This window comes from Novosphingobium sp. UBA6272 (assembly GCF_002440635.1).
Classification (GTDB): domain Bacteria; phylum Pseudomonadota; class Alphaproteobacteria; order Sphingomonadales; family Sphingomonadaceae; genus Novosphingobium.
Window position 1 is genome coordinate 23,641 of sequence record NZ_DJUW01000016.1, and the last position, 25,507, is coordinate 49,147.

At 62.8% G+C, this 25,507-nt stretch carries 23 protein-coding genes; 14 read left to right on the plus strand and 9 right to left on the minus strand.

All coding sequences use genetic code 11. The annotated features are described in order from the left end of the window. The first annotated feature begins 1 nt into the window (after position 1). From moaA to B2V17_RS08155, 9 genes are all read left to right on the plus strand, one after another. A complete protein-coding gene (gene moaA, locus B2V17_RS08115; RefSeq protein ID WP_292996836.1) occupies positions 2-988 on the plus strand; it encodes a GTP 3',8-cyclase MoaA in 987 nt (328 codons plus the stop codon). Between the two features lie 47 nt (positions 989-1,035). After that, positions 1,036-1,530, plus strand: coding sequence for a molybdenum cofactor synthesis domain-containing protein (locus B2V17_RS08120; protein WP_292996837.1), 495 nt, complete (start codon positions 1,036-1,038; stop codon positions 1,528-1,530). Next, positions 1,527-2,711 (plus strand): molybdopterin molybdotransferase MoeA, encoded by a 1,185-nt coding sequence (locus B2V17_RS08125; RefSeq protein ID WP_292996838.1) that lies wholly within the window; start codon positions 1,527-1,529, stop codon positions 2,709-2,711. The genes B2V17_RS08120 and B2V17_RS08125 overlap by 4 nt, the downstream gene beginning before the upstream one ends. A 92-nt stretch (positions 2,712-2,803) precedes the next feature. Next, entirely contained in the window at positions 2,804-3,400 is a 597-nt protein-coding gene (locus tag B2V17_RS08130) for a TetR/AcrR family transcriptional regulator (RefSeq protein ID WP_292996839.1), read from the plus strand. Beyond that, positions 3,397-4,578 (plus strand): efflux RND transporter periplasmic adaptor subunit, encoded by a 1,182-nt coding sequence (locus B2V17_RS08135; RefSeq protein ID WP_292996840.1) that lies wholly within the window; start codon positions 3,397-3,399, stop codon positions 4,576-4,578. The genes B2V17_RS08130 and B2V17_RS08135 overlap by 4 nt, the downstream gene beginning before the upstream one ends. Beyond that, positions 4,575-5,777 carry an ABC transporter permease gene (locus B2V17_RS08140; RefSeq protein WP_292996841.1) on the plus strand — a complete coding sequence of 401 codons (1,203 nt, stop codon included), beginning with the start codon at positions 4,575-4,577 and terminating at the stop codon, positions 5,775-5,777. The genes B2V17_RS08135 and B2V17_RS08140 overlap by 4 nt, the downstream gene beginning before the upstream one ends. Then, on the plus strand, positions 5,770-6,471 hold the full coding sequence (locus B2V17_RS08145) for an ABC transporter ATP-binding protein (RefSeq protein ID WP_292996842.1): 702 nt from the start codon (positions 5,770-5,772) through the stop codon (positions 6,469-6,471). The genes B2V17_RS08140 and B2V17_RS08145 overlap by 8 nt, the downstream gene beginning before the upstream one ends. A 797-nt stretch (positions 6,472-7,268) precedes the next feature. Further along, positions 7,269-8,663, plus strand: a complete 1,395-nt coding sequence (locus B2V17_RS08150; RefSeq protein WP_292996843.1) for a DUF1800 domain-containing protein — start codon at positions 7,269-7,271, stop codon at positions 8,661-8,663. A gap of 2 nt (positions 8,664-8,665) precedes the next feature. After that, positions 8,666-9,805 carry a DUF1501 domain-containing protein gene (locus tag B2V17_RS08155; protein WP_292996844.1) on the plus strand — a complete coding sequence of 380 codons (1,140 nt, stop codon included), beginning with the start codon at positions 8,666-8,668 and terminating at the stop codon, positions 9,803-9,805. 3 nt (positions 9,806-9,808) lie between these two features. Here B2V17_RS08155 and B2V17_RS08160 read toward each other — a convergent pair whose 3' ends face one another. The 3 genes from B2V17_RS08160 to B2V17_RS08170 form a co-directional block, all read right to left on the minus strand. Then, positions 9,809-11,140: a M28 family peptidase gene (locus tag B2V17_RS08160; protein WP_292996845.1), complete on the minus strand. Its 1,332-nt coding sequence runs from the start codon at positions 11,138-11,140 to the stop codon at positions 9,809-9,811. A 46-nt stretch (positions 11,141-11,186) separates the two neighbouring features. After that, complete coding sequence (locus B2V17_RS08165; RefSeq protein WP_292996846.1) at positions 11,187-11,987, minus strand: cyclase family protein; 801 nt, start codon at positions 11,985-11,987, stop codon at positions 11,187-11,189. Between the two features lie 184 nt (positions 11,988-12,171). Continuing rightward, the gene (locus B2V17_RS08170) at positions 12,172-12,915 is read right to left on the minus strand and encodes a VanW family protein (RefSeq protein ID WP_292996847.1); all 744 of its coding nucleotides are present in this window, start codon (positions 12,913-12,915) and stop codon (positions 12,172-12,174) included. A 91-nt stretch (positions 12,916-13,006) separates the two neighbouring features. Here B2V17_RS08170 and ettA point away from each other — a divergent pair, with 91 nt between their 5' ends. Beyond that, positions 13,007-14,680, plus strand: a complete 1,674-nt coding sequence (ettA, locus tag B2V17_RS08175; protein WP_292996848.1) for an energy-dependent translational throttle protein EttA — start codon at positions 13,007-13,009, stop codon at positions 14,678-14,680. A gap of 484 nt (positions 14,681-15,164) precedes the next feature. Here the strand turns inward: ettA and B2V17_RS08180 are convergent, their stop codons facing one another. Both B2V17_RS08180 and B2V17_RS08185 read right to left on the minus strand, forming a co-directional pair. Further along, positions 15,165-15,467, minus strand: a complete 303-nt coding sequence (locus tag B2V17_RS08180) for a HigA family addiction module antitoxin (RefSeq protein ID WP_292996849.1) — start codon at positions 15,465-15,467, stop codon at positions 15,165-15,167. Beyond that, positions 15,457-15,744, minus strand: coding sequence for a type II toxin-antitoxin system RelE/ParE family toxin (locus B2V17_RS08185; RefSeq protein ID WP_292996850.1), 288 nt, complete (start codon positions 15,742-15,744; stop codon positions 15,457-15,459). The genes B2V17_RS08180 and B2V17_RS08185 overlap by 11 nt, the downstream gene beginning before the upstream one ends. A 139-nt stretch (positions 15,745-15,883) precedes the next feature. On the opposite strand from B2V17_RS08185, the gene B2V17_RS08190 reads away from it, so the two are divergent. After that, a complete protein-coding gene (locus B2V17_RS08190) occupies positions 15,884-17,167 on the plus strand; it encodes an RcnB family protein (protein ID WP_292996851.1) in 1,284 nt (427 codons plus the stop codon). 76 nt (positions 17,168-17,243) lie between these two features. On the opposite strand, the gene B2V17_RS08195 is transcribed toward B2V17_RS08190, so the two are convergent. Next, positions 17,244-17,801, minus strand: coding sequence for a cytochrome b (locus B2V17_RS08195; protein ID WP_292996852.1), 558 nt, complete (start codon positions 17,799-17,801; stop codon positions 17,244-17,246). Positions 17,802-17,939: 138 nt separating this feature from the next. Here B2V17_RS08195 and B2V17_RS08200 point away from each other — a divergent pair, with 138 nt between their 5' ends. Both B2V17_RS08200 and B2V17_RS08205 read left to right on the plus strand, forming a co-directional pair. Continuing rightward, positions 17,940-18,614 (plus strand): prolyl hydroxylase family protein, encoded by a 675-nt coding sequence (locus B2V17_RS08200; RefSeq protein WP_292996853.1) that lies wholly within the window; start codon positions 17,940-17,942, stop codon positions 18,612-18,614. Positions 18,615-18,616: 2 nt separating this feature from the next. Next, entirely contained in the window at positions 18,617-20,437 is a 1,821-nt protein-coding gene (locus B2V17_RS08205) for a DUF885 domain-containing protein (protein ID WP_292996854.1), read from the plus strand. Here B2V17_RS08205 and B2V17_RS08210 read toward each other — a convergent pair whose 3' ends face one another. Continuing rightward, positions 20,438-22,030, minus strand: coding sequence for a lysine--tRNA ligase (locus B2V17_RS08210; RefSeq protein ID WP_292996855.1), 1,593 nt, complete (start codon positions 22,028-22,030; stop codon positions 20,438-20,440). Positions 22,031-22,124: 94 nt separating this feature from the next. Next, the gene (locus B2V17_RS08215; RefSeq protein ID WP_292996856.1) at positions 22,125-22,919 is read right to left on the minus strand and encodes a hypothetical protein; all 795 of its coding nucleotides are present in this window, start codon (positions 22,917-22,919) and stop codon (positions 22,125-22,127) included. Positions 22,920-23,026: 107 nt separating this feature from the next. Between B2V17_RS08215 and B2V17_RS08220 the strand changes: the two genes are divergently transcribed. Further along, positions 23,027-24,727 (plus strand): amidohydrolase, encoded by a 1,701-nt coding sequence (locus tag B2V17_RS08220; protein WP_292996857.1) that lies wholly within the window; start codon positions 23,027-23,029, stop codon positions 24,725-24,727. A 6-nt stretch (positions 24,728-24,733) separates the two neighbouring features. On the opposite strand, the gene B2V17_RS08225 is transcribed toward B2V17_RS08220, so the two are convergent. Next, positions 24,734-25,495, minus strand: a complete 762-nt coding sequence (locus tag B2V17_RS08225; protein WP_292996858.1) for a hypothetical protein — start codon at positions 25,493-25,495, stop codon at positions 24,734-24,736. Positions 25,496-25,507 lie beyond the last annotated feature (12 nt).

Genomic DNA, 25,507 nt, shown 5'->3' on the forward strand with positions numbered 1-25,507 from the left:
AATGCCCGGCAGACTTCACGATGGGCACGGCCGCCGCTTTGAATACCTGCGCCTGTCGCTGACCGATGTCTGCAACTTCCGCTGCAGCTATTGCTTGCCCGATGGCTATCGCAAGGTGGACGGCCAGTCCGCCAATCTTTCGGTCGATGAAATTCGCCGATTGGTCACGGCCTTTGCCCGGCTGGGCTTGTGGAAAGTGCGACTGACTGGCGGAGAGCCCAGCCTGCGCCGCGAACTGCTCGAGATTGCGCGGACCGTTGCCGCAGTGCCGGGGATCAGCAAGCTGGCAATGACCACCAACGGCTACCGCCTTGCAGAACGCGCGGCAGACTATGCCCGGGCTGGTATCACGGCGCTCAATATCAGCGCCGATTCGCTGGTGCCAGAGCGGTTTGCGGCGATCACTGGACATGACAGGCTGGGTGAAGTCCTCGACGGAATTGCCGCCGCCCGCGCTGCTGGGATTGCATCGGTCAAGCTCAACTCGGTGCTTATGCGCGGCGTGAACGACGACGAGCTGGACAGCTTTTCCGCCTTTGTCACTGAACACGACCTGTCGCTGCGCTTCATCGAAGTGATGCGCACCAATGACAATCCCGGCTTCTTTGACCAGCACCATCTCGCCGGTGTGGCAATCACCGAAAAGCTCGAACAGGCTGGTTGGCGGCGCCTGCCGCGCGAAACTGGGGCGGGTCCGGCGATTGACTATGCCAGCCCATATGGGCGCGGCCGGATCGGCATCATCGCGCCCTATTCGAGAGATTTCTGCGCCAGCTGCAACCGGCTACGGGTGTCGGCAAAGGGCAAGCTGCACCTGTGTCTGTTCGGGGATTTCGGCATCGATCTGCGCCCGCTGCTTCAGCACGACACACAATTGGAAGAGCTGACCGACCGGATCACTGCGCTCACCGCAACCAAGGCGCCCGAACACCGGCTTCACCAGGGCAACAGCGGAACAACGCCGCACCTGGCTTCGATTGGAGGGTAGCGTCAGTGCTCGGAATCGATCCCACTTTGCCATTCCATCCACTGGGCATGGCTGTTCTGACCATTTCCGATACGCGGACCCTGGCCACCGATACATCCGGAGCATTGCTTGCCGAGCGCCTGGTTTCAGCGGGCCATACCTTGCACGGCCGCGCCATCGTGGTTGACGATATCGACGTAATCCGTGCTCAGCTTCGGCAATGGCTGCTCCGTCCCGAAGTGGAAGTGATCCTGACCACCGGCGGCACTGGCTTTTCGCCGCGTGACAACACGCCGGAGGCGGTTAGGCCGCTACTAAGGCGCGAGATGGACGGTTTCTCTGTCGCCTTCCATCAGAAGAGCCTGCAAAGCGTAGGTGTTGCCTCGATGCAATCCAGAGCTTTCGCCGGACAGGCCGGGGATGCCTTCATCTTTTGTGTCCCGGGGTCGACCGGTGCCTGCCGCGATGCCTGGGATGGCCTGCTCGAGTTAGAATTCGACAGTCGGCACAAGCCCTGTTCAATCGCCGGAGCCCTGCCGCGATTGCGGGATGTCTGTACATGATCGGGTTTGATGAGGCTCAGGCGCTTTTGGTCGCAGCATTGCGGCCCCTGGCCAGCGAAGATGTGGCCTTGATCGATGCGTATGGCAGGGTGCTGGCTAAACCAATCTTTGCTGCGCTGCCATCACCGCGCCGTGACGTGTCGGCAATGGATGGCTTTGCTTTGCGTAATTCCGACGCAGCGATCGGCGCGCAGTTTCGGGTCGTGGGCCATAGCTTTGCTGGCGCGGCCCTGCCGCCAGCTGTCGGAGCAGGCGAAGCCGTTCGGATCTTCACTGGCGCGGCAATGCCGGAAGGCGCGGACCGAGTTGTCATGCAAGAGAATTGCTTGTTTGACGGCCAATCCATGACGATCACTTGCGGGTATGGTCCCGGCTGGCATGTCCGCAAAGCAGCCAGCGACTTCGCTGAAGGCGACTTGCTGCTGCCTGCGGGCCGGTTGCTTGATCCGCGCGCAATGATGGTGCTGGCGGGGGCAGACCAAGCTAAAGCCGCTGTCTATCGCCGCCCAACAGTCGCGATCATCGCGACCGGAGATGAACTGGCACCGCCAGGAACCGCGCGCGCCAATCCGTTGACAATTCCGGAGTCAGTGTCATTCGGTATCGCAGCGATGGCCGAACAATTCGGCGCAGCTATCGTTGCCCGTTATACCGGTGGCGATGAGTTGCTGGCCCTAAAGCGGTTGGCCGACGAGGCCTTGGCCGCAGCCAATCTGGTTATCGTTACCGGCGGTGCATCAGTGGGTGAACGTGATTACGCCAAAGCGATGTTCGCCGAGCACGAGCTGGAATTGCTGTTCCCGAAGGTCGCGATCAAGCCCGGCAAGCCTGTCTGGCTGGGGCAAGCACAAGGGCGCTGGGTGCTGGGTCTGCCAGGCAATCCCAGTTCGGCAATGGTTACAGCGCGTCTGTTCCTGGCGCCTTTGCTTGCAGGCCTGCAGGGGCGTGCCCCATCGGATGTGTTACTTTGGGAAGACCACAAGCTTGCAGCAACAGTCAAAGTCACAAGCGAAAGGACTTGCTTCATACGGGCTAGCCAATCCCCGGGCGGATTGTTGCCCGTCACCAATCAGGATTCGGGTGCGCAGAGTGCTCTGTCACAGGCGGAATACCTTATCCGGCTCGAACCTGGCACAGGGCAGAAAGTTGCCAGCGGTTTTGCGCGCGCCTTGAAATTTTGATTTTCGCAACCTGAATTGCCGATCGCATGACTGTGAAAAAGAGGCCTGCACTAAGGTAGTGACTAATTACTATCTTTACGTTATCGTAGCCTATGACCCGAAAAAAGCTCCCTGCCGATGTGCGCCGGGCCGCAACCGTTGAAGCGGTGATCGCCCTAGCGGCTGCGACCAATCCCGCCGACATCACAACTGCACAGATTGCGGCATTTATGGGCGTGACCCAAGGAGCGCTGTTTCGCCATTTTTCCGACAAGGAAGCTGTCTGGTTGGCCGTGATGGACTGGACGAGCGATACCCTCCTAGCGCGAATTGATGGAGTTGCTGGAGCAACGCCGAAGGATAGATTGCAGGCCATCTTCGCTGCCCATGTCGAGTTCGTTGTAGAGCATGTCGGAGTCCCCCGAATCCTGTTCGGTGAGTTGCAGCGCGATGCTGACGCCCCCGGTAAGGTGAGGGTGCGGGCGCTGATGAGCGGTTATCGTAGTCGTGTGCTTGGCCTGCTCGAACTTGCCAAGGCGCAAGGCCAGATAGACGAAAAGGCTGACTGCGCCGCAGCCGCCACTATGTTCCTTGGCATGGTGCAAGGGCTGGTGATGCAGGCGATGGCGGCCGATGATTTCACCACAATGCCTGCGACATCGGCGAGGCTTTTCGAAGTCTTCCTGGATGGGCTGCGAGGAGCCAAATGACCTTGCCGTTCACCATGAGCCGCCGTGGATGGACAATGCTGGCAGTGCTGGTGCCCTTGCTGTTGCTGTTTGCCTGGGTCGCCCTTCGATCCGGCCCGTTGGCACCGATCAACGTGACAGTCACCCAAGTGGAAGAGCGTAACGTTTCCCCGGCCATGTTCGGCATCGGCACCGTCGAAGCGCGCTACACGCAAAAGGTCGGGCCGACTGCTGCGGGCCGGGTGACAATGGTCGCCGTGGATGTGGGCGATACAGTGGTGGCAGGGCAATTGCTGGCGCAAATCGATCCCATCGACCTCGACCAGCGGATTGATGCTGCAGCTGGCGGGACCGCTCGGTCTGCCGCGCTGGAACAGGCCGCCATCGCGCAGATTGCGGATGCGAACGCCCGGGTCGTTCTCACCCGATCCGTACTAGCACGGACGGAACATCTGAAACGGGGGGGCTGGGTCACCGATGCGATGGTCGATCAGCGCCGACAGGAGTTGGCTGCAGCACAGGCAGGGCTTGCCGCTGCACAAGCCAATCGCAGTGCCGCCGCAATGGATCGTGGACGTTTGGGCTCTGAGCGCGCGGCGCTAGTCGAACAACGCGCCAACCTGCGCCTTGTCGCACCACATGCCGGCCTCGTGGTCCGCAGGACGGCCGAACCGGGCACGACCGTCGTCGCCGGCCAGGCGGTGATTGAGATCATCGATCCTGCGCAATTGTGGATCAATGTGCGCTTTGACCAAACCCAATCGGCCGGACTGGCTACGGGTCAAGCGGTGCGGATCGCTTTGCGGTCAAGGCCAGACGCGCCCCTAACAGGGACAATCGAACGCGTCGAACCCATGGCGGATGCTTTGACGGAAGAAGTGCTGGCAAAGGCGCGGTTCGCTATCACCGGAAACTTACCATCAATTGGTGAACTGGCCGAAGTAACAGTGGCGTTGCCAGCGCAACCAAAAACATTGGCCATTCCCAATGCAGCCGTTCACCGGATCGATGGTCACGTTGGCGTCTGGGTGATCCGTGATGGTGATCTTGTATTTGCACCAGTCAAGTTGGGTGCCGAGGATTTCGGCGGCTGGGTGCAGGTCTTGGGCGGCCTTTCAAAGGGCGAAAGGATCGTGCTGCATAGCGCGAAGGCACTCTCGGCTAACAGCCGGTTCAGCATTGTCGATGCGCTGCCATGATCAGCCTGGCCGGGCGCGACATCCTGCATGGCTGGGGAAAATTTGTGCTCACCGGCATGGGATTGGGATTGTTGATCGGCGTCACCCTGTCGATGGCCGGGGTTTATCGCGGAATGGTCGATGACGCGCAGGCCTTGCTCGACAACAGCAGGGCTGACTTGTGGGTTGTGCAAAAGGACACGCTTGGCCCCTATGCCGAGCCCTCCAGCCTGACCGAGGATAGCGAGCGGCCGATTCAGGCGATGCGCGGTGTCGCTCAGGCAGCGGGCGTCACCTATCTCACCATGCAGATCGCTCATGGTGACAAGGATGTGCGGGTGATGGTCGTCGGGGCGGAAATGGGCGAACCGGGATTGCCCGGCCAACCCACTCATCTGATTTCCGGACGCCAGATCGTGCGCGGTCATTATGAAGCTGTGGCCGATGTGAAGACCGGCTTCGCGATCGGCGACCACGTCAGAGTGCGCCGCAACCTTTACACCATCGTCGGACTAACAAGCAGAATGGTGTCGTCGGGTGGTGACCCGATGCTGTTCCTTTCGCTGAAGGATGCCCAGACTGCCCAGTTCCAGAAGGACAGCGACGCCATTGTCCGCCAGCGGGCGCGCACGGCTGCGAATCCGCAACTGAACCCGCCAGGCAATCCGGCGGTGGCGCAAGCCGTGAACGCCGTTCAATCGGGCAATACCAACGTCAATGCCATTCTGGTCACCATCACGCCGGATGCCAATCCCGATGAAGTCGCCGCCGACATCCGCCGCTGGCAACGCCTGACAGTTTATACACGCGCAGAAATGGAAGAGATTCTGGTGCAGAAGCTGATTGCCAACTCGGCCCGGCAAATTGCTATGTTTCTGGTCATCCTGTCGATTGTCAGCGCAGCCATCGTGGCCTTCATCATCTACACCATGACCATCGGCAAGATCCGCGAAATTGCAGTGCTGAAGCTCATCGGCACCCGCAATCGCACGATCTCTTGGATGATCCTGCAACAGGCGCTGGGGCTGGGATTGATCGGCTTCATCGTTGGCAAGATCGCGGCCAGCCTATGGGCGCCCTTCTTCCCCAAATACGTCCTGCTGCTGCCATCGGATTCGATCCTGGGCTTCGTGGCGGTGATGCTGATCTGCACATTGGCCAGCTTCCTGGCTATCCAGGCCGCGATCAAGGTCGATCCGGCGGAGGCGATCGGTGGCTGAAGGCATCATCCTTGAGAATGTCGTCAAAACCTACGGCAGCGGGGATACGGCGGTTCATGCCCTGCGCGGGGTAGACATGGCCGTAGCCAAAGGTGAAGTCGTAGGGCTGATCGGGCCATCGGGTTCGGGCAAGAGCACCCTGCTCAAATGCCTCGGTGCGGTGATCGAGCCGACATCAGGCAAGATGACAATCGGTGACCAGTGCATTTATGACAATGGCTGGAAAGTGCGCGATCTGCGCGCGCTACGCCGTGATATGATCGGTTTTATATTTCAGGCGCCCTATCTGATCCCGTTTCTCGATGTAACCGACAATGTCGCGCTGCTGCCCATGCTTGCCGGAAAGGCAAATGCAGAGGCTCGAAAGATGGCCCGCGATCTGCTTGATGCGCTGGATGTCGGCCACCGTGCAGCCGGGATGCCCTCACAGCTTTCCGGTGGGGAACAGCAGCGCGTGGCGATTGCCCGCGCTCTGATCAATCGCCCGCCGGTTATCCTTGCCGATGAACCCACCGCGCCGCTGGATGGCCAGCGCGCGCTAGCCGTGGTGGGCCTGCTCAATGACATGGCGAGGCAATTTGATACGGCGATCATTATCGTCACCCATGACGAAAAGATCATCCCGACCTTCAAGCGGCTTTACAATATTCGTGACGGCCGGACAGTTGAAGAGGTGCAAGGTCAGGCGGCATAGCATCATTTCGGCGTATTTTCAATTACATGCAGCCGTCAGCATGACTTAGATCTAATCTGCGCAAACACCTTCCACTATAAGATGATGGTTTGCCGCTTATATCGCAGGCAACGAGTGGCAACTTTCATCAGAGAGGCGATCATATACTGCCTACCCGCTCTGGGCCCAGTTGTTGCCATCATTCTTTAAAACATGAGTCGGTGAATGGACGGCGGCTATTGGCGAGCCAGTTGGTTCAAATGAACGACCGCAATGTCAGCGATTGCTGCCCTTCGGGCGACCTGCTCTATCCGCTGGCGCGGACCGGGCCTGGAGTCCCGGCCCATACGGGTGACGATCAGGAGCAGGAAAGTTGAGCGGGAATTGTAAGGGACGCACTCTGTCCCGCGCTGGCGCGCTCCTGAGGGTGCGGTGTCTTTGTGCTGACCCGCTGGCACTCTTTCCTCTCTCATTGCCGGGCGCCCGCTGACCCACAGGTCCGGGCGCAGGGCGTCCGACTGCTTCGCACCGTTGCAAGGGTGCCGTCTTTGATGGTACCGCTGCGCGGTCGCAGTGGGAGACATCTCGAGCTGCACTGCAACCATTTTCAGCGCATCTTCGTGTTGGTAACGGTGCGGGTAACTGCCAATTCTGTCGAATACGTTTTTGATTTTTTATCAATATTTTGATCGGGATACTCGAATCCTGTCTCCCCGACCATTTTCGTCCTCAGCGACAATCCGATACAATTCGCGGCATGACAGGCTGGGCGGCATGTTGCATCGTTGCGTCCAGACAAATCGGCATGGGAGTTCAGCATGCGCGAAACGGCAATCGCCTTGCACCGGTTCGGCCTTGGTGCCAGCGGGACAGAGGCCCCGCCGGGCGATCCCAAGGCCTGGTTGAAAGCGCAGCTGGTTCGCTATGAAGCCAAGCCTGCGGCACTTTCAGCGCTGCCCGGAACGCCCCGTCTGATCGAGATGCTGGTCGAAGCCCGTGACGACCGGCGCGATCGCAATGCCGCGGCCGAGCAGGGTGGCACCGATCCGATGGCCCGCAGCCGCGATATGCCGGGCCCGTTCCGCGACCTGCGCGATGCCTATACCGCTGCTGTTGGCGCCCGCACCCAGATCGCGCTTGGCACCGACACCCCCTTCGTCGAGCGGCTGGTCCACTTCTGGTCGAACCATTTCGCCATATCGATCGACAAGGTTTCGGTGCTGGGCTTTGCCGGGGCGTTCGAGTTCGAGGCGATCCGCCCGCATGTGCTCGGCAGGTTCGCCGATCTGCTGAGGGTGGTCGAGCGCCATCCAGCCATGCTGCTCTACCTCGATCAAGCCGAATCGATCGGCCCTGACAGTCCGCTCGCCCAGCGCGCCGCCAATCGCGGTCGGACGCGCGGGCTTAACGAGAACCTCGCGCGCGAAATCCTCGAGCTGCATACGCTGGGGGTGCGTAGTGGTTATGGCCAGGAGGACGTCACCGAATTCGCCCGCGCGCTAACCGGCTGGACCATTGGCGGGCTGGCGCGCCAACCGGCCTTGCGCGGCCCCGGACCCGGTTTCTGGTTCGCCGCCCCGATCCACCAGCCCGGCGCGCGCACGATCATGGGCAAGCGCTATGGCCAGAGCGGCGAAGCCCAGGCCCAGGCCGTGCTAGACGATCTGGCAATGCATCCCGCCACCGCCAGACACATCGCGACCAAGCTGGCGCGTCACTTTGCGGCGGACGATCCCCCGCCCGCGCTGGTGGCGCGGCTGGAGCAGGCCTTCCTCAAATCGGGCGGTGACTTGCCGACGCTGTACCGCGTGCTGATCGATTCCCCTGAGACATGGACCGGCCCGGCCAAATTCCGCACCCCGTGGGAATGGTCGATCGCCGCACTGCGCGCGACCGGGGTCAGGGCGCTGCCCGGCCCCAACGCCGCCGGAGCCTTCAACCAGCTCGGCCAGTCGGTGTGGAAGCCGGGTTCTCCAGCAGGTTATGACGATACCGCGCCCAGCTGGGCCGGACCCGATGCGCTGTATCGCCGGGTCGAGGTGGCGCAACGGATCGCCCAGCGCACCGCTCCGGCGATCGATGCCCGCAAGCTGGCCGGCCAGATCTTCCCCGGTGCGCTGTCCGCTGCGACCAGCGAGGCGCTCGCCCGGGCTGAGAGCGGCGAACAGGCGCTGGCGCTGCTTCTGGTCTCGCCCGAAATGATGCGGAGGTAACGATGTTTGATCGACGCCAGATCCTGATCGGCGGCGCGGCCGCCACGCTGTTTGCCCCGCGCATCGCCTTTGCCAGGGCCGAGACCGAACGCCGCCTGGTCTTCCTGATCCAGCGCGGCGCCGCCGATGGCCTCGCCACACTCGCGCCGACCGGGGATCCTGCCTATGCCGGGCTGCGCGGCGATCTCGCCGCCGATCTGATGAGCCAGCCGAAACTGGGCGGGCTGTTTGCGCTCCACCCGGCGCTGAAGCAGCTCGGCGCAATGTACGGGTCAAATCAGGCGTTATTCGCCCATGCTGTCGCCTCGCCCTATCGCGATCGTTCGCATTTCGATGGGCAGAACGTGCTCGAGACCGGCGGGGCCCTGCCCTATGACCGCAAGGACGGCTGGATGAACCGGCTGATCGGGCTGCTTCCTGGGGGCCCGCGCGGGCTGGCGATCTCTGCCACCGTGCCGACCGCGCTGCGCGGCGACGTGCAGGTGGCGAGTTATGCGCCATCCAATCTGCCCGACGCTCCGCAGGACCTGCTGCAGCGCGTAACCATGCTCTATGAAGGCGATCCGCAGCTTCACGGGTTGTGGAATGAGGCTTTGCAGACCCGCGCCATGGCGGCCGACCTGTCCACCGGCAATGTGCGCGGCGCGGCTGCGGCAGGCCAACTGATCGCTTCGCTGATGACCGGGGCCGAGGGCGCGCGGATCGTCATGGCCGAAAGCAACGGCTGGGATACCCACGCCGGCCAGCGCGCCCGGCTGAACAACCAGCTGACCGGGCTTGATGCAATGTTGGCCTCGCTGCGCGAGGGCTTGGGTCCGGCCTGGAGCGAAACGCTGGTCGTTGTCGCGACCGAGTTCGGCCGCACCGCTGCGGTAAACGGCACCGGGGGAACCGACCACGGCACCGGCAGTCTCGCCATGTTGCTTGGCGGCACCGTGGCAGGCGGGCGGATCCTGTCCGATTGGCCGGGCCTCGGGCCAAGCCAGCTCTACGAGGGGCGAGACCTCAAGCCGACCCTGTCGATCGACGCCCTACTGGCCGGTGCCCTGGCCGAGCATTTCCGGATCGACCCGGCCCAGGCTGCACCGCAACTGTTCCCCGGCGGCGCGGGGAAGCCGATTTCGGGACTGATCCGGGCCTAGGCGCTATTCGGCGGGAGCCAGTGGCCCTGGTTCGTTGGCGACCACTTCAAGCACTGCGGTCCAGACCGCAACGTTCTGCTCCAACTGAGCGGGATCGACCTTGTCGAGCGTGTCGTCAGGGGTGTGATGCAGATCGAAATAGCGTGTGCCGTCCTGATCGAGGTCGATCACTGCCAGCTTCTGCACGCCAATGATCGCGCCGACATCGGCCCCGCCCCCGGCCCGGTCCCCGCCCGGCACGATCCCGAAGGGTGCGAGCGCGGTAATGATCCGGTCCTTGGCGGGCTTGTTCGCGGCTGACAGGTTGAACTGCACCCGCCAGACCCGGTCCGCCCCGAAGTCGCTTTCCATCGCCAACGCGTGCGGCTCTTTCTCATGCGCGCGGGCATAAGCTGCGCCGCCGAACACGCCGATTTCCTCACTCCCGGCCCACAGCACCCGGATCGTCCGCAGCGGCTTGCCGCCGCGCTGCGCCCGCAGCGCCGCCGCCGTCACAATCCCGCAGCCGGCGGCATCGTCGATCACCCCGGTGCCCAGATCCCAGCTGTCAAGATGGCAGGCAACCAGGATCGGCGGCAGCGAGGGATCACGGCCCGGCAGTTCGCCGATGACGTTGCCCGAAGGCATGTCCTTTTGCGGGCGGCCTTCCAGCACCAGATTGATCTTCATCGGCTTGCCGGTCTTGGCAATCCGCGCGATCAGCATGGCATCGGGCACCGAGACCGCTCCGGCCGGGATCGCCTTGGCTGGATCGGCAAAATTGGTCGCCCCGGTGTGCGGATTGCGGTGCAGATCGGTCCCGACCGAGCGGATCACGATGGCGGCAGCGCCCTTGCTGGCGGCGATCGACGGACCTTGGCGGCGGACGTTGCCGAACGGCCCGTATCCCGCGCCGTCCTGGCTGGCGACAAAGGCGTGATCCACAAAGGCGACCTTGCCCTTGAGCGAGCCTTCCGGCGCTGCCTTGAGCGCGTCGAGATTGGGGAAGTAGACCAGTTCGGCATTTAACCCGCCTTTGGGAGTCGGCACCGAATAGCCGAGCGCGGTAATATGCAGCTTGTGCGGATAGGGCGCGGTCAGCTGCGCAGTTTCAGCCCCGCGCACGAACCCGGTCACGGTGAATGGCTCGATCCGGACATTCTGGAACCCCAGTGCATTCAACCGCTGCACCGCCCAATCGCGCGCCTTGGCCTCTGCGGTCGATCCGGCCGGCCGAGCGCCGACTTCGGTGGAGAGATCGGCGGTAATGTCCCAGGCAGTCTCGTCAGGCTGGGCCAGTACGGCTGAGGAAACGAGCAAGGCGGAAAGCGCGGCAGCGCGGAGGGTGTTTCGCATGGCGGCGTCTTGTAGCCGTGCTGCGCTGCTTGGCAACCGCACTCCCTCAATCCGGCACGAACGCCACCACCCGTGCCGGAGCCGCGCTGCAACCTGCCAGCTTGATCGGGAAGAACCCGACATGAAAACCCGTCGGCGGCAGCGCCGCAAGGTTGCACATTTGCTGAACGATGAAGGCCTCGCGCCGGGTGATCGCCTTGTGCCCATCCCACAGCAGCGCCTTGTCGCCGCTTTCGCGGAACTTGGCGTTCATCAGGCGGAACGGCAGGTCCCAGCCAACCGCATCGGTGCCCAGGATCGTCGCACCCATCCGGGTGAGATGAAGGGTTGCCTCGGCCGACATGCCGGGCTGGTTGTAAAATTGGGGATCGTCCATGGTGAACGCTTCCTGCCCGGTGCGCATCAGCACCGCATCGCCCGGCTCCACCGCGCGGCCAACCGCTGCGATCGCCAGATCGAGCATCTCGATGGTGACATATTCGCCGCCTTTGGCCCAGGGCCGCAGATCGAGCACCATACCGGGGCGAAAGAGTTCGCCCAGATCGATCTGATCGATCGTGCGCGCAGGTTTGCCTTCACACAGCGATCCTGAATGCAGCGGCGCGTCGACATGGGTGCCGCAGTGCGAGCTGAAATCGTTGAGGTGCTCGCTGCCCCAGCCCTCGCCGTCGGGCAGTTCGTCGTGGTTGCAGCCCAGGTGCGCGCAGAACTCATCCTTGCCGGCCGCCTCGCCGGGCCGCAGATAGTCGATCCTGGGGGCGACGACACCGGCGGCACTTTGCAGCGGCGGCGGCAACCGATCGCGGTTGGCGGGATCAAGCAGGACGGTCAGATCGATCAGGCGCATTGGCACTCCCCCCATTGTCTTGCCGGCAGCTTGCTCCCTGCCCGCGCGCTCCGCAAGGCCTGCGCAGCGCGCGTTCGCGCTGAAGGCAAGGTCAGGATTTTTCACGGCGCACAAAGGCCGGTGCTAACGGATATCAAAGTGCAGGCAGATCAGGACACCAAGACCGGCATCGTCAACAGTGCGACTACTGTCTTGAGCCAATTGCGTAGCTGTCGTGGCTGACCAGCTCTGAATCGCGGCGCACCGTGACAAGCCGCTGATCGGCATGGTCGTGCCGTTCGATCTCGATCCGCGGCAATGCGACTGGCTGGGCAGCAAGAAGCCGGGCCCGCAGGACCAGTCCATCAACCGCCAGAATCAGCGCCACAGCCTGCGCCGAGCGGTTCTCAAGCCGCAGGTCCTTCCACGGCCAGACCACGGTGGCATCGAGGCCAAGCTGCGTGAAGCGTTCCGCCTCGGTCAGGTACAGATCGCGCGAATGCGGATGTCGCTCGGCAATGTGCAGCCCGCTGCGCAGCCCCAGTTCGTAGATGATCCCGGCAAGCTGGCACAGTCCGCCGCCAATGTCGCCCTGCTCGGCATTGGCACGGATACCCCGCCCCATGGCAAAGCCCCGGCCCGGATCCGGCCGGTCCACTAGTGCCCAAAACGAGAGCACTTGCCCCGGCGCAATCACAACGCCGTCGACCAGCGCAGAGCCTAGCTGCAGGTTGATCAGCTTGCCCTCCCAGAACGGACCCTGCCGGATCGGTTGCTCCAGCTCGACAAGCGTCGGCCAATCGGGGCTGTCAGCGCGCCGCGCCGCGAAGCGCCTGGCGGTTCCATCTGATCGGTCGCGGAGCCCGCGTCGAGCCAGCGCCAGAGCGCGGCGCGGGGCTTCGGGCACCATGCGGCGCAGCGCCATGCGGATCGTGATTGTCAGCCCCACCTGCTTCCCCTGTTCGATCCGCTTGCCCCGGCGTTGCGCCCCCTGTAGAGGCGCGCCAAACGAAACTCCAGCATACCCAAAGGGACTCCAGATGGCCGCGCAATACGCCTTCGTGATGAAGGACATGACCAAGACTTTCCCCGGTGCGCAAAAGCCGGTGCTGTCGAACATCAGCCTGCAGTTCTATCAGGGTGCCAAGATCGGCATCGTCGGCCCCAACGGCGCCGGCAAATCGACCCTGATGAAGATCATGGGCGGGATCGACACCGATTTCACCGGTGAAGCCTGGCCGGGTGAGAACATCACCGTCGGCTACCTTCCGCAGGAGCCCGAGCTCGACAAGTCCAAGACCGTGCTGGAAAACGTCAAGGACGGCGCGCGCGGAATTGCCGACATGGTCGAGCGGTTCAACGCGATCGGCATGGAAATGGCCGAGGAAGATGCAGACTTCGACGCCCTGGGCGCGGAGATGAGCGAGCTGCAGGACAAGATCGACGCGGTCGACGGCTGGACGCTCGACAACCAGCTTGAAGTGGCGATGGAAGCGCTGCGCTGCCCGCCGGGGGACTGGTCGGTCGAGAACCTCTCGGGCGGTGAAAAGCGCCGCATCGCGCTGACCCGCCTGCTGATCCAGAAGCCGGACATCCTGCTGCTCGACGAACCGACCAACCACCTCGATGCCGAGTCTGTCGAATGGCTGGAAAACCACCTCAAGGATTATCACGGCGCGGTGCTGATGATCACCCACGACCGCTACTTCCTCGACAATGTGGTCGGCTGGATCCTCGAACTCGATCGCGGCAAGTACTTCCCCTACGAGGGCAACTATTCGACCTACCTCGAAAAGAAGGCCAAGCGGCTCGAGCAGGAAGACCGCGAGGAAAGCGGCAAGCAGAAGGCGCTGCAGCGCGAACTGGAATGGATCCGGCAGACCCCGGCCGCGCGCCAGACCAAGTCCAAGGCCCGTATCCGCAAGTTCGAGGAACTGCAGAACGCGCAGGATAACCGCCCGGTCGGCAAGGCCCAGATCGTCATCCAGGTGCCCGAGCGGCTGGGCGGCAAGGTGATCGAGGTGAAGAACATCTCGAAGGCCTATGGCGACAAGCTGCTGTTCGAAGACCTGTCGTTCATGCTGCCCCCGGGCGGGATCGTCGGGATCATCGGCCCCAACGGCGCGGGTAAGTCCACCCTGTTCCGGATCCTCACCGGCAAGGAACAGCCCGACAGCGGTACGGTCGAGATCGGCAGCACGGTCCACCTCGGCTTCGTCGACCAGAGCCGCGACGATTTGAACCCAGCCAACAATGTCTGGCAGGAAATCAGCGGCGGGCATGACTACATGACCGTCAACAAGCAGGAGATGAGCACCCGGGCCTATGTCGGTGCGTTCAACTTCAAGGGCGCGGACCAGCAGAAGAACGTCGGCAAGCTATCGGGCGGTGAACGCAACCGCGTTCACATGGCCAAGATGCTGAAAGAGGGCGGCAACGTCCTGCTGCTCGACGAACCGACCAACGATCTTGACGTCGAAACCCTCGCCGCGCTGGAAGACGCGATCGAGAACTTCGCCGGCTGCGCCGTGGTCATCTCGCACGACCGTTTCTTCCTCGATCGCCTCGCCACCCACATCCTGGCCTTCGAAGGCAACAGCCACGTCGAATGGTTCGAAGGCAACTTCGCGATGTACGAGGAAGACAAGCGCCGCCGCCTTGGTGATGCAGCGGATCGGCCGACAAGGCTGGCGTATAAAAAGCTGACTAGGTGATTACCTGGCGGAATTCGATCTCGATCGAATTTGATCAAGTATCGAGATACTTTTACGTTCGAGGAAAGGTAACTCTGCCGTTCGATTCGGAGCAAGTTAGAGCCACAGATCGACAAATTTCGGCGGTTAAGTCATTTTATGAATTTGAATTTCCAGAAATAACGCAACGGCAGGCACATACACTGATTTGCTGCCGAGAGTATGCGCGACTATGTACTGAAGCATTGTTGAAGGGGAAATTTGCGCAGATAAAGCGATCGTTCGCGCAGTCCCTTTCAATCTTAATTGGCACCGACGAGGAACTAAGAGGTTTTGCGACGCAGTGGTGCGAACGAAACTTTGAGAAGCAGATTTCCTCACCTCGGGTTCGAGGAACAATCCACTTTCAGGAGATGGAAGACTTTCACGCTTTCCTATGGCAGCAGTTTGATCGGCATCGGGTTGATCCCAAGGATGCAAACATTCTCGTGTTTATTTCTCACTTCTAAGCCGCCTCCCGCACCCTCGTCACCTTCAGCTCCCCTTCCCGCGTTCGTGCCTGCGCCAAATCCCACGCCGCCTGCATCCGCAGCAGCGTATCCGCCGAAATCCCGAAAGCCTTCTCAAACCGCAGCGCCATCATCGCACTCAACGCCGCGTGGCCGTTGAGCAGCATCGACATGTTCTGGCGGCTTACCCCCAGATGGGCGGCGAGTTCGGTTACGGTCATGCCGTGAGGCTCGACTACGTCGAGCTTCAGCCACTGCCCCGGATGCGGGTAGAGCGAAGGATGCAGCTTAATCGCCATGGTAGTCCTCCAGATCGAGATCGGCGATGGTCAGATCGTCAATCTTGGTAAAAGTCAGGCGCCAATTGCGGGTCACGGTCATGGCGAAGCTGCCTTTGCGGTCCCCGGTCAGCGCATGAAAACCGTAGTTCGGCGGAACCGCGAATTCGTCAAAACCAGCCGTCAACGAAATGTACGCCAGCATTCGGGCCAGGCGCGCGGGTTCAATCAATCCTTTTGCGTTGCCGGTCTCAGCAAACCGTCGCAACGCCTTGTGCCGGATACTCTCGATCTCCACACATTGTCATGTATCGCATGACAGCCAAACTGTCAAGTCATGCATGACGCAAACATTCATCCTCAGCCTCTCAAACCTGAACGCAAACCTTACCAAATCATTCACCCTGCCGACAGCACGACTCGCCTAGTCCCATGTCATGATCGCCGCCGATGGTGCGGCGCTGAACGATGGAGATGCGGCCATGGCCGTCAAGTCGAACACCAATTTGCGCCGGACCAGCCTGCTTGCGCTGGCGATCGCGGCGCTTTCCTTGCCCACGATTGCCGAAGCGCAAGAAGGACGTGGTCGCGATTGGGGCGAGCGGGTTGCACGCAGCGAGGATTCGCCGCGTCCGCAACGCCAGGCTCCGCCGCCGCAGGCTCAGGCCCCGCAGCAGCAGGCCCCGCGCAATTGGTCCCCTCCTCCGCAGGCGCAAGCCCCGCAGCCGCAGGCACCGCGCAGCTGGTCGCCTCCACCGCAGGCGCGTGGCGGTGAAAATGCCGCCCCGCAGTCGCGCTGGAACGGCGGCGAGGGTCGCCGTGGTGGCGACAATGGCCGCCGCGAAGCCTGGGATGGCGAAACTCGCCGGGCCGGCGATGGCGGCCGCCGTGAAGGTTGGAATGGCGGCAATCGCGATGGCAATCCAAATCCCGGCTGGGCCGGGCGTAGAGGCCAGCCGCAAGCCGTTCCGCAGTCTCCGCAGCAGCCGCCGGTTCAGGCCGGTGGCCGGGACGGTGACGATCGCCGTGGAAGCGAATGGCGTGGCCGGACGACGCGGACCGACAACGGGCAGTTCGGATCGCGCGACGGCGAATGGCGCGGTCGGCGTAGCCAGGGCGGCAATTGGCAAGGTGAGCGGCGCGCCGATGGCGATACCCCGCAGACCTGGGGCGACGCGCATCGCCGCCGTCAGGCCAATGGCGTCAGCGACTGGGACCGCCGCCGCGATGGTGTCTCCAGGCGCGATTCGGATAGCTGGCGCGACCGGGTGCGGCGCGGCGAGCACAATTATGGCGGTGATCGCAGCTATTGGTCCAACCGCAACTGGTCGGGCCACTGGGACCGCTCGCGCCACCGCAACTGGTCGGGCTGGAACAACGGCTGGAACTGGAGTTGGGGCCACCATTACAACCGTTGGAACACCCGCTGGCGCAGCAACAGCCGCTATGACTGGTACGGCTGGCGCAGCTACCGCCCCAGCTACTTCCAGGTCGGATACTACTATGCGCCCTACCGCAACTATTCGTATCAGCGGCTCAGCGTGGGATACTTCCTCGACTCGCTGTTCTTCGGTGAGGACTACTGGATCGCTGATCCGTCGTATTACCGCCTGCCGGACGCCTATGGTCCATATCGCTGGGTGCGCTACTACGACGACGCGGTGCTGGTGAACATCTACACCGGCGAAGTGGAAGACGTGATCTACGACTTCTTCTGGTAATCCCCGGAAGAGCAAACGGAACGGGCCCCGGCAGCGATGCGCGGGGCCCGTTTCCTTTTGACGGCGAAATGGCCGATCACTTCATCCACGGCACCATCCGCCGCAGAGTACTGTCCTTGTCGACCAGGTGATGCTTCAGCGCCGCGCCGACATGCAGGGCGAACAGCACCAGCATCAGCGTGGCGGTAATCTCGTGCAGTTCGTGGAACATGCCGACGGTCGGCTTGTCGGACCCGACCGGCAGCGCGGGTACATCAAACAGCCCGAACATCGAAACCGGCTTGCCCTTGCCCCAGGCCGACGAGAGGCCCCAACCGGCAAGCGGGATTGCCAGCATCAGCAGATACATCAACCCGTGGGTCACTTTGGCAAGCGCGGCTTCCCACGCCTTCAGCGTTTCGACCAGAGGCGGGGTCTTGTGGGTCAGTTTCCAGATAATTCGGACCGCAGTGAGCGCCAGGATGGTGATACCGATCGCCTTGTGATTGCCCATCATTATCGCTGCGTCTTCCTTAGGCATGTCTTCCGACAGCCAGGCGACGACGAAATTCAGCACGATCAGCAAGGCGATGATCCAATGCAGGGCGATGGCGCCGCGCGAGTAGCGCGCGGCTGAATTGGGTGCCGTATCCATGGTGCAAAGCTGGCCCAAAGGCGGGCCAAGAGCAAGAGGTTAGATCAGCTTCTGTCGGCGCGCCAAACCCGGGCAATTCGACAAACGGCATCGTATTGGCCATTTGCCTCGCCCCGCCAATCGGATAGGCACTGGGGCATGAGCCCGTTCCGCGATGCCCCGGCGCCAGACAAGAAGGCCCTGTTGAAGGTAGGCGCACATGTTCGTCGCCGTCTGAATGCCGATCCGCGTGCCTATCGCCTTGAAACCGACAAGGCCGAAATCTGGGCGGTGGGTGAGATGTTCGACGAACAGGAATGCTGCCAGTTGATTGCGATGATCGATCGCACCGCCGTCCCCTCGCAGGTGCTCGCTCATGGCGAAACCGAAGGGTGGAGGACCAGCAGTTCGGGCAACGTCGACCCCTACGAGCCGTTTATCCAGCACATCGAATCCAAGATCGATGCATTGCTGGACCTGCCACACGAATACGGCGAGACGATGCAGGGCCAGCGCTACGAAGTGGGGCAGCAATTCAAGTACCATCTGGACGTATTCTGGACCAAGTCGGACTATTGGAAGACAGAAGCCACGCGCGGCGGCCAACGCACGATAACCGCGATGGCCTACCTCAACGATGTTGAAGAAGGCGGCGACACGGCCTTCACAACGCTGGGCCTCTCGGTCAAGCCAAAGCGCGGCGCGCTACTGATCTGGAACAACAACCTGCCGAACGGCATGCCGAACGAAGACACGATGCACGCCGGGACCCCGGTGGTGCAGGGCGTCAAATACGTCCTCACCAAGTGGTACCGGTCGCGCAAATGGGGGTAACGATGGATTTCCTGATTTCCCGGCGACGGATGATCGCCGGTCTTGCCTGGGGCAGCGGCCTCGCCCTGCTCCCGGCCGGTGTCGCGCGTGCTGCGGCAGCCCCCGAAGGCAGCGAGGATGCCCGGTTGATGGCCTTGTTCCGCGAGGCGGCGCGGCGCGAGGATGCGATCGATCCGATCGGCCTGGTTTATCGCGGCGGCAAGCCGAACCTGATGGCATTCCGCCAGATCTTTACCGACCTGCCGATCCGCCAGCGTCGCGGTGTGCTGCGCTGGACCATGGCCGGCCTTGGCAAGATCAACCGGACCAGGCTCAGCGCCGAGCGGCAGATTTCCTATGATGTGTTCCTGCTCGATCTGCGCGAGACCCAGGCCTGGCTGCAGCCCGATATGGTCGCCCTGGACGCGGTGCGCCCGCTGACCCATTTCGGCGGGCTCCACGTTGAATTCCCCTCGTTGATCAACAAGGGCGGCGCACTGCCTTATGCCAACGAAGCGGATTATCGCCGTAATCTGGACCTGATGCGGGCCTTTCCACAGGTGCTCGACAATGCGGTTGCCCGGTTCCGTGACGGGCTGGAAAGCGGCGTGGTCGAAACGAAACTGACCACCCGCAACATGGTCGCGCAGATCGATGCGATTCTGGCACAGCCGCTTACTGAGTCGCCCTTTACGTCTGCCGTGCGCGACTTCCCTGCTGCGGTTCCGGCCAGTAGCCGGGCCGAATTGACCGCGCTGTACGAGACTGCGGTCAGCCGCGAGGTCTATCCCGCCTATCGCCGCCTGCGTACCTTCCTCAACGACGAATACCTGCCCGCTGCGCGCGAAGCAGTCGGCATTTCGGCGATGAAGGGCGGTCCGGCCTATTACCGCAAGGCGATCGAAAGCCAGACGACGGTGCGGCTCGAACCCGAAGCCGTGCACCAGTTGGGCCTGGGCGAAGTGGCGCGGATCCACCGCGAGATGGACGGGGTGCGCCAGCGGCTCGGCTTTGCCGGGCCTTTGCGCGATTTCTTCGAGGAAATTCGCACCAACCCCCGCTATCATCCGAAAACCAAGGCAGAATTCGCCAAGGCTTTTGCCGATGCCGCAAAGGCGGTCGACGCCCAGGTTCCGACCTATTTCAACAAGGTGCCCAAAACCAAGCTGCTGATCGAACCCTACCCGGCCTACCGCGAAAAGTACGAGGCTGGCGGTTCCTACAACCAGGGTTCGCCCGACGGATCGCGACCGGGGACCTTCTTCTACAACACCTATGACCTGCCCAGCCGGTTCCTGACCGGGGTGGTCACGCTCTACATGCACGAGGGCGCACCCGGGCATCACTTCCAGATCAGCCTGGCCCAGGAAGACGAAAGCCTGCCCGATTTCCAGCGCTTTGGCGGCAATACCGCCTACGTCGAAGGCTGGGCGCTCTATGCCGAGACGCTGGGCTACGACATGGGCTTCTACAGGGACCCGATGCAGCATTGGGGCACGCTCGACGACGAGATGCTGCGGGCGATGCGGCTGGTAGTCGATACCGGGCTGCACGCCAAGGGCTGGAACCGCGAGCAGGCGATCGAATACATGCTGGCCAACAGCGGCATGGGCCGCAGCGATGCGACCGCGGAGGTGGAGCGCTATATCGTCTGGCCGGGTCAGGCGCTGGGCTACAAGATCGGGGCGCTGACGATCCAGCGGCTGCGCGACAAGGCCCGCACCGCGCTGGGCCCGCGCTTCGACATCCGCGCCTTCCACGATCAGGTGCTGGGCTCGGGTGCCCTCCCCCTGCCGGTCCTGGAAGCCAAGATCGACCGCTGGATTGCCGCCGGCCGGGTCTGATCAGCCCAGCGCTTCGGCGATCAATTTGCGGGTGTTGGCGATCCCGTAGAGCGCGATGAAGCTGCCCATGCGGGGGCCCTGACTCGATCCGAGCAGGGTCTCGTAGAGGCACTTGAACCAGTCGCGCAGCTGTTCGAAACCGTAATGCGGATCCTTGCCGATCTCGTAGACGATGTTCTGCAGCAGCTCGGGCGTGGCATCATCGCTGGTCGCGGCCAGTTCCTCGTCGAGCGCGGCCAGCGCAGCGGCCTCGCCTGCCTCGGGCTTGCGCCGCTGCAACGTCGGGGCGATGAAATCGCGGTTATAGGCCAGCGCGTTGGTGACCAGCTTGTCGAGCTCGGGATGCTGCGCGGCATCGGCATCGGGAACATAGTTGGCCAGGTAGGACCAGACCTGCTCGCGAGTTGCCCCGGCGCCGAGCACCCCGACCAGATTGAGCAACAGGCTGTAGGTCACCGGCAGCCTGTCGCCATCGCCGCCGTGATAGCCATTGGCGCGCAGCAAGTGCCAGACCGGGTTGCCGAGCTGCTGCTCAATCGGCTGGCTCGCCAGCTTTTCGCGGAACTGCCAGTATTCGTCGACGTTCTTGGGGATGATCCCGGTGTGCAGGCTCTTGGCGCTCTTGGGCTCGCGATAGAGGAACAGCCCCAGGCTTTCTTCGCTACCATAGGTCAGCCACTGGTCGATGGTCAGCCCGTTGCCCTTGGACTTGGAGATCTTCTGGCCCTCTTCATCGAGGAACAGTTCATAGATCAGGCCCTCAGGCGGCACGGCCCCCAACGCGCGGGTAATCCGGCCGCTTTCGCGCACGGAATCGGTCAGATCCTTGCCGCACATCTCATAATCGACGCCCAGTGCGACCCAGCGCATCGCCCAGTCGACCTTCCACTGCAGCTTGGCATTGCCGCCCAGGATGCAGCTTTCGACCATTTCGCCGTGGTCCTCGAACCGGACGATCCCGGCTTCGGCATCGACCACTTCCACCGGTACCTGCAGCACCTGGTGCGTCTTCGGGCTGACCGGCAGGACCGGCGAATAGGTCTGCCGGCGCTCTTCGCGCAGTGTCGGCAGCATGATGTCCATGATCGCCTGCCAGTTGCGCAGAATGCTCTTCAAGGCTTCGTCGAACTGGCCCGAATTGTACATGTCGCTCGACGAGACGAATTCGTACTCGAACCCGAACCGGTCGAGAAACTCGCGCAGCATCGCGTTGTTGTGATGCGCGAAGCTCTCGTACTTGCCAAACGGATCGGGGATCCGGCTGAGCGGATGACCGAGGTAGGCTGTCAGCAGCCCCTGGTTGGGCACATTGTCGGGCACCTTGCGCAGCCCGTCCATGTCGTCCGAAAACGCGACCAGCCGGGTCGGCGCACCGCCCGACAGCACTTCATAGGCGCGCCGGACCAGTGTGGTCCGCAGCACTTCCTGAAAAGTGCCGATATGCGGCAGGCCCGAGGGGCCATAGCCGGTCTCGAACAGCACCGGAGCGCCGCCGGGTTTGCCTTGGGGATACCGCTTGAGCAGCTTGCGCGCTTCCTCGAAAGGCCAAGCCTTGGAAACCTGTGCGGCGGCGAGAAGTTCGGTATCGGTCATGATCGCCGCGCTTTCGCGGAGGAGCGGGCTTTGTGCAAGGCTGAATTGCAGCCCGGCGGCCCGCAAGCCGCGTTCGGCGGAATCAAATGCGGTCTTAAAGCAACTCGTCCTTCAACAGTCGTTCCGCTTCGCCATTTTCCGGACAGGTCCAGGTCCGTTGTTTGACCCGGATCGCGCCGGCATTCGCGCTGAGCACAAGTTCCTGCCGCACGTCGCTGCCGTGATCGCCGCAGGGCCAGGCGGTGACCCGCGCCGCGCCGCGGCTGGTCAGCAACGCCTGCCATGCCGAACCGGGCATGACCAGCACGTCGCCGGGATGATCTGCCGTGCCGAATGCGTGGAGCTTTGGCCGCGCCTTGCTCACCCCGAACAGCATGTATTCGGTGTGTCCGCAGGGTCCCGCCGATACCTGGACGAGGAATTCCGAGGCATTGCCATCGCGGTCATAGTCGGCTGTCTGCATCACCCGCTGCCCCGGGCGGCGCGCAACCGCGGCCAGAAAGGCCGGGTTGGCACCGTCTGCGGCGCGATCGAAATCGCCGGGTGCCATCGGGCGCCACTGCATCGCCGCCAGCCCCTGCGAATTGCTTTCCGGGAGATCGGTAAAAAACGGCCCCAGCGCCAGCCGGTCGATTACCCTGCCGCCTGACTTGCGCACCAGGCTGAGCTTGCCCATCTCGCCATAGGCAAAGCCAGTACAAGGGCAGGTTACTGCCGTTTCCACGTCCTGCGGCCCGCAGATCGGCTTCGGCTTGCCCTGCCAGACCAGCTGCCAGACCTCCGGCTTCCCATTGACCGTCACGGTCTTTTGTTCGCGCAGGAATTCGGGCGGAGCGGCAGCCAAGGTCAGCAGTGCCAGCGCGGCGATCAGGACGTTACGAAGAGCCATGCCGCATTGAACGGCAGCGCCGCCGCGCTGGCAAGAGCCAAGTTGCCTCCCCGCCCTGCCATAGGCATGGTGCTGCGCGGGAGATTCGGGAGGGCAAATTGCGGAAAATGGGAACCATCGCCGCGCTGGTCGCGGCGGCCACGGCGCTGCTGTCGATCGGCACGGCCGGAACGGCGCGCTCCCCTGACCTCAAGGCATCGCTGTGGCACGGCGGGCCGATCATCACGATGGACGGGCCGCGTCCGCAGAGGGTCGAAGCTGTAGTCGAACGTGACGGCAGGATCGTCTTCGCCGGCCCCCTCGCCCAGGCCCGCAAGCTGGCCGGCAAGCCGGCCGATGACCACGACCTGCGCGGGAAGACGATGCTGCCAGGGTTCGTCGATGCCCATTCGCATTTTGCCATGGCGATGCAGGTTGCCGGCGGAATCGACCTGGCCGATCCGGCGTTGGGGGTGAAGGATTTTGCCTCGCTGCAAGCGGCACTGAAGCGACATGTGACCGCGCAAGGTATTCCAGCGGGAAACTGGGTTGTCGCCTGGAACTATGCTGAAGCCGCGCTGTCCGAGAAGCAGCATATCACCCGCGCAGAGCTCGATGCGGCGCTGCCGGGGTACAAGGTCGTGCTGGTCCACTTCACCGGCCACGGCCTGGTCGGCAACAGTGCGGCGCTGGACTTTGCCGGGATCACCGACAGCACCCCCGCACCAGCCGGCGGCGTGATCATGCGCGACAGCGCGGGCAAACCCAACGGGGTGCTGTTCGAAAACGCGATGATGCCGCTCGCGCTCAAAATTCCGCAGCCGGGCGAAGCGGCCAAGCTGGCCATGCTCGACAAGGCGCAAACCCTCTATGCCTCGCAGGGCTATACCCACGTGCAGGACGGCGCGACCCAGCTGCCAGACCTCGCCTTCCTGACCGGAGATGCCGCCAAGGAGCGACTCAAGCTGGACCTGGCCCTGCTGCCCTACCACGGCACCCTGCCCGAGCTGCTAAAGCGCAAGGACCTGCAATTCGGAACCTATTCGGGCCATGTAAAGCTGCAGGGCATAAAGTTCGTGCTGGACGGTTCGCCGCAAGCGCGCACCGCCTATTTCACCCGCGACTACAAGCTCGGCTCGCCCGAAGGCGCGCATCCCTGGCATGGCGAATCCAACATGACCCAGGCCGAGTTCGAGACCAAGGCCAGGCAGGCGCATGAGCGCGGCTGGCAATTGTTCGTCCATGCCAATGGCGATGCGGCGATCGACATGGCCATCAAGGGCTTCGACGCGCTGGGGATCAAGGCCAAGGACGATCGCCGCCCGGTGGTGATCCATTCGCAGTTCCAGCGCCCGGACCAGCTCAAGGCCTACGCGCGGATCGGAGTGGGCCCGGCCTATTTCTCAAACCACACGTACCTGTTTGCCGACATCCACCGCAGCAACTTCCCGCGCGCCGTGGTCGATTTCATCAGCCCGTTCAAATCGGCCCGCGCCGCCGGGCTGATCGCATCAAACCATTCGGACTATCCGGTGACGCGGCTGGATTCGATGACACAGCTCTGGTCTTCGATGGCGCGTACCTCGCTGACCGGCATAGTTTCGGGAGCCGACCAGCGGCTGAGCGCCTATGAAGCCTTGCAGATGCTCACCACCGGCCCCGCCTGGCAGGCGTTCGAGGAAAACCGCAAGGGCCGGATCAAGGCCGGACTGCTGGCCGATTTCGTGGTGCTCGATCGCAACCCGCTGACCACCCCGGTCGGTCAGATCCGCTCGATCCGGGTGATGCAGACGGTCAAGGAAGGGCGCACCGTCTGGCAGCGGAACTAGCGCGGCCTAACGCCAGCCCTGCAGCAGAATCGCAATCAGCTTGATCCGCCGTTCTTCTGGCTGGGCCATGATCGCCCTTCCGGTGAAATTGGCCTGCTGACAGCGATCCGCCGGTTGCAGCGGATAGGTGTACTTCGGCTTGGGATTGAGTTTGCGGACCTCACCCCAGAAGGCCTGTAAATCTGCGAACTTAGTTTGCTCTCGCCGGATCTGCTGCTTCTTGCCTGAAGCGGCCAGGGTGATGAAGGCGGCATACATCCGGGTGAACGGTTTCTGCTTCAGCACCACGGCCGGATCGGAAATCTTGTCTTCATTGCCGAACATCACCTCGCACAGCGCCTTGTTCTTTGCAGCTTCTTCGAACAGAGCGGCATAAGCCGCTGCAAAGGCGAGCGATTCCGCATCCCCGCCCATCAAGGCCTCGGCCGCATGGCGCTTGCGAAATCCGTCGAGGAAATCGAACGGCAGGCGGTCCAGCACCAGACCTTCCTTCTCGAGGTTATAAGCCTCGGTCGTTTCCTGGCGCAGCCGCCGGTATTCGTAAGGGTACAACGTGCGGAGCGGGACCAGCACCACTGCCGCGTCCTTGTTCTCGGCCACTTCGCGCTCGAAGCGCTCCTCGCTGGTGATGTTGTAGCGGTCATGCCAGAAATAGAGACCGGTGACCGCCCCAACCACCACCAGCAGGCCCAGCACTGCCTGAAGCAGCACCTTGCCACGACGATCGTGCGCCGCTTCCTCTTCCAGTCCCTGATCGTAGTCGCTCATGCCCCCTCCCGC